This window comes from Microvirga arabica, assembly GCF_016811235.1.
GTDB lineage: Bacteria > Pseudomonadota > Alphaproteobacteria > Rhizobiales > Beijerinckiaceae > Microvirga > Microvirga arabica.
The window spans coordinates 1-3440 of record NZ_JAFBID010000157.1 but is presented as its reverse complement, the minus strand read 5'-3'; the positions used below and the strand labels follow the sequence as shown (position 1 = coordinate 3440).

4 protein-coding genes are annotated in these 3440 nt (G+C 63.3%); 1 reads left to right on the top strand and 3 read right to left on the bottom strand.

Annotated features, from left to right (window positions below):
• The 3 genes from JQC81_RS31985 to JQC81_RS31975 all read right to left on the bottom strand — a co-directional run.
• Window positions 1-871, bottom strand: an 871-nt coding sequence (locus JQC81_RS31985; RefSeq protein WP_203275791.1) for an MBL fold metallo-hydrolase, incomplete at its 3' end; no start/stop codon positions are given.
• Window positions 872-883: 12 nt separating this feature from the next.
• A complete protein-coding gene (locus JQC81_RS31980) occupies window positions 884-1846 on the bottom strand; it encodes a tripartite tricarboxylate transporter substrate-binding protein (RefSeq protein WP_203275790.1) in 963 nt (320 codons plus the stop codon).
• Between the two features lie 10 nt (window positions 1847-1856).
• Window positions 1857-2237, bottom strand: a complete 381-nt coding sequence (locus JQC81_RS31975; protein WP_203275789.1) for a hypothetical protein — start codon at window positions 2235-2237, stop codon at window positions 1857-1859.
• Between the two features lie 98 nt (window positions 2238-2335).
• Between JQC81_RS31975 and JQC81_RS31970 the strand changes: the two genes are divergently transcribed.
• Window positions 2336-3283, top strand: coding sequence for a LysR family transcriptional regulator (locus JQC81_RS31970; protein ID WP_203275788.1), 948 nt, complete (start codon window positions 2336-2338; stop codon window positions 3281-3283).
• Window positions 3284-3440 lie beyond the last annotated feature (157 nt).

Sequence of the window (3440 nt, the reverse complement as noted above, 5' to 3'; positions counted from 1 at the left end):
CAAGTAAATCCCGCCCGGCGATCACAGTGCCTTCGAAGTCCCTCTTCGGGGAGGCAAGCCACATCTCCTCGGTGATCGCGGGATCGTCGCCCGGAACGAAATGGTTCAGCACCAGCATTCCAACCTCGGCCCGAGCCGCAACAGCGCCGACCTGCTCTGTGGTGGTGTGACTGGCCAGCAGGTGCGCATGTAGCGCGGGGGCATTCGGCAATCCGGCGACCAGCCTCGGCAGGCTCTCCACCCGCATGACCTCATGCACCAGCACATCCGCCCTCCGGGCCAACGCAACCAAGCCCGGGCACATGGCCGTATCGCCGGACAGGACAAGTGAACGGTGCAGGGTGTCGAACCGATACGCAAATGCACGCCGCAGGGGAGGGTGATGGACCTGCCCGGCTGTCACCCGGATCTTCGCGGTTTCCAGCACAACGCTTGCTGCGTCGACCTCGTGAATGCGGACGAGCTGCCGCGGATCGCAGCGCCCCTCATCCTCCATGCGTGTGGTGATTTCGAACCAGAGCGAGCTAAAGAAGCCGTCGATCAGTGTTGCGAGCGGGGGCGGTCCAAATACGTCAATGGGCCGGCGAAGACCACCCACCCAGGCTTGGTAGAGCAGGGGCCCGAGCTCCAGGGTGTGATCGGAGTGATGATGAGTGATGAAGATTGCGTCGAGTTCATGAGGCTGAACTCCGGCTAACAGAAGCTGCCGTGTGGTGCCGTAGCCGCAGTCCACCAGATAGGCTGAACCCTCGGAGAGGATCAGATTGGCCGGATTGGACCGCAGGAGGCTCGGGCGCGGCCCACCCTTCGTGCCGAGAAGAATGAGCCTGTCCTCGCCCAGGGGACCGCCTGGAGTTGCGTCGTGGGGCATTGGCAGGTCCTCTCACTGCTGGTCGGGTGTAAAGCGAGCTGCCTTCACCGCGGGGGCCCACATTGCTGCATCCCGGTTCAGGATTTCGGCAAGCCGTGCACGGGACGTCCCGGTCGGTTCAAATCCCATGGCGATGACCCGCTCTTTCACCTGCTCCTTCTGCAACGCAGCTGTGATGAGCTGATTGAACCGGTCGAGGACGTCGGCAGGTGTGCCGCGGGGCGCAAAGACACCGTGCCAGCCTGCTCCGGCAATCGCGTAGCCTGCTTCCTGGAAGGTCGGAACGAGCGGCAGAAAGGGCGAGCGCGAGGTGCTCGAAGTCGCCAGGATCCGAATGCGCCCTGCCTTATGCAGCTCCAGCAGTTCGCCCGTGTTGGTGAAGAGCATCGGGAGTTGGCCGGCGAGGAGGTCGTTGACGGCCGCCGATGTGCCCCGATAGGGGACATGACGCAGATCAAGACCTGTCTCACGGCCGAACAGCACGGCAAAGAAATGCGGAAGAGTGCCGGCCCCGGGCGTGCCGTAGTTGGCCCGTTCAGGATGAGCCTTGAGCCATTCCACCACGCTGGACAGTGAGTCTGCCGGGATGTCAGCCCCCACGGCGACCGCAAAGTCAAATGTGGCCACCTGCGAGACGGGCTCAAAATCCTGAACCGGATCGTATCCCAGCGCCGGGTAGACGTGCTGGTAGACGGCCATGGGAGCAATGGGGGTGAACAGGAGCGTGGCCCCATCAGGGGCGGCGCTTTTGACGGCCTGCACACCGACCCGTCCGGCCGCGCCGGTTCTGTTCTCGACCACGACCGCCCGGCCCAGGCCTGTCTCAAGTTCGTCGGCGATGACCCTGGTGAGGGCGTCCGTGGCGGAGCCGGCGGCAAACGGCATGACCAGCCGAATTGCTTCCGTTGCCGAGCTCCCGGAGGAGTAGACCAGGCCAGCAACCAGGGCGAGGATAGGAGCGAGCATCCGTTTCATGGGAACCTCTCTAGGGTTGCCGTTGACCCAACCATGTGGCGGTGGCTTGCCGCCGGGGCCAACGGTAGGAGCAACGCGGCAGGCAGGAGAGCACCCGAAGGCAGAGATCCGGCCTCAGAGCGGCTCGCTTCCAGGCTGTGAGTGCGACGATGGCCAGGCAGCAGATGGCGTTCACTGCGCTGATCAGGGCCAGCAAACCGTCCCCGAGGTTGACCGCCGCATGAGCCGCCGTCGTGCTGTTGGCCAGGAGAAAAATCGACCACGATGTAAACGAGATGCAGGACGCCCCGTGCTGGTCGCGTGCCACACGGATGATCTGGGGCACATAGGACCCCAGCCGCAGAAAGTTACACGCCGAGAACGCCAGAAACGCAGCCTCGCCCAGGGTCATCGCTGCCTCCGCATCATTGATGTCGTGAGTGTCGCTGGATTGAGCTATAAAGAGAATTCGCATTCTGGAATGGGCCTATAACTTTTCGGAAGAGCCTCATGCAGTGGGACGAGCGCATCGGCCGACGGCTTCGGCTGCGAGATCTTCATACGCTTCAGGTTATCTCCGACGTGGGGAGCATGGCCAAGGCCGCTGAGCGGCTGGCCGTCTCACAGCCCGCCGTTTCGAAGGCCATTGCCGATCTGGAGCACACGCTCGGCGTACCCGTGCTCGACCGGACGCCACGGGGTGTCGAGATGACCGCCTACGGGCGTGCCCTGCTGAGACATGGGGCCGCCGTGTTCGATGACCTGAGGCAGGGGCTCGCCGAGATCGAGTTCCTGCGGGATCCGACGCAAGGGGAGCTGAGGGTCGGCGCTCCTGAGCCCGTCACCCCGGTGCTGGCCGTCATCATCAACGAAGTTCTCGCCCTGATGCCCAAGATCCGGTTTCAGGTGATGGTGGGCGACACCGCGGTGCTCTACGAGGCACTACGCGAGCGGCGGCTGGACGTGGCGCTCACGCGCATGCCCGAGCCTGGTGCCGATAACGATCTTGAGATGGAAGTGCTGTTTGCGGACCCACTTGTGGTGGCGGCGGGAGCACACAACCCATGGGCAAGACGCCAGTCAATCAACTTGGCCGATCTCATTGATCAGCCCTGGGTTCTTCCGCCTCCGGAGACGGTGCTCGGTCGATTTGGAGCCGAGATCTTTCGGGTGCGCGGTCTCGAGCCGCCCCGCGCTGCTGTGGTGGCCCCCTCACTTCAGCTGCGGCTGAGCCTGATGAGCGGTGGCCCTCATCTGACGCTTCTTCCGAGAGCCATGTTGCGTTTTCCCGGTGCTCAACCTGCCATAGTCGCGATCCCGTTGGAGCTTCCTGAGACAGAACGCCCAGTGGGCTTGGTGAAGTTGCAAGGGAGGAGCATGAGCCCGGTGCTCGGCACGTTTGTTGCACAAGCACGGGAGGTAACATCTCGGATCCTTACGGGTCCTGGGAGCAGCTGAGAGGAACGCCCGCGAAGCGGCACCGTTCCGGAGGTCAGCTCGTAATTGGCTGCAAGCGGTTAGGTTTCCAAAGCCTGCAAAGGTTAAGCCGGCCTAAGGGTTTGCATCCAAGTTTCAGGGTGGTTTTGAACACCCTGCGAAGGTCGGGTGCTGGCAC

Excerpts from the sequence above, each read along its gene's own strand:
- JQC81_RS31970 (WP_203275788.1), top strand. The coding sequence starts at position 2,336 with ATGCAGTGGGACGAGCGCATCGGCCGACGGCTTCGGCTGCGAGATCTT.
- JQC81_RS31980 (WP_203275790.1), bottom strand. The coding sequence starts at position 1,846 with ATGAAACGGATGCTCGCTCCTATCCTCGCCCTGGTTGCTGGCCTGGTC.
- JQC81_RS31975 (WP_203275789.1), bottom strand. The coding sequence starts at position 2,237 with ATGACCCTGGGCGAGGCTGCGTTTCTGGCGTTCTCGGCGTGTAACTTT.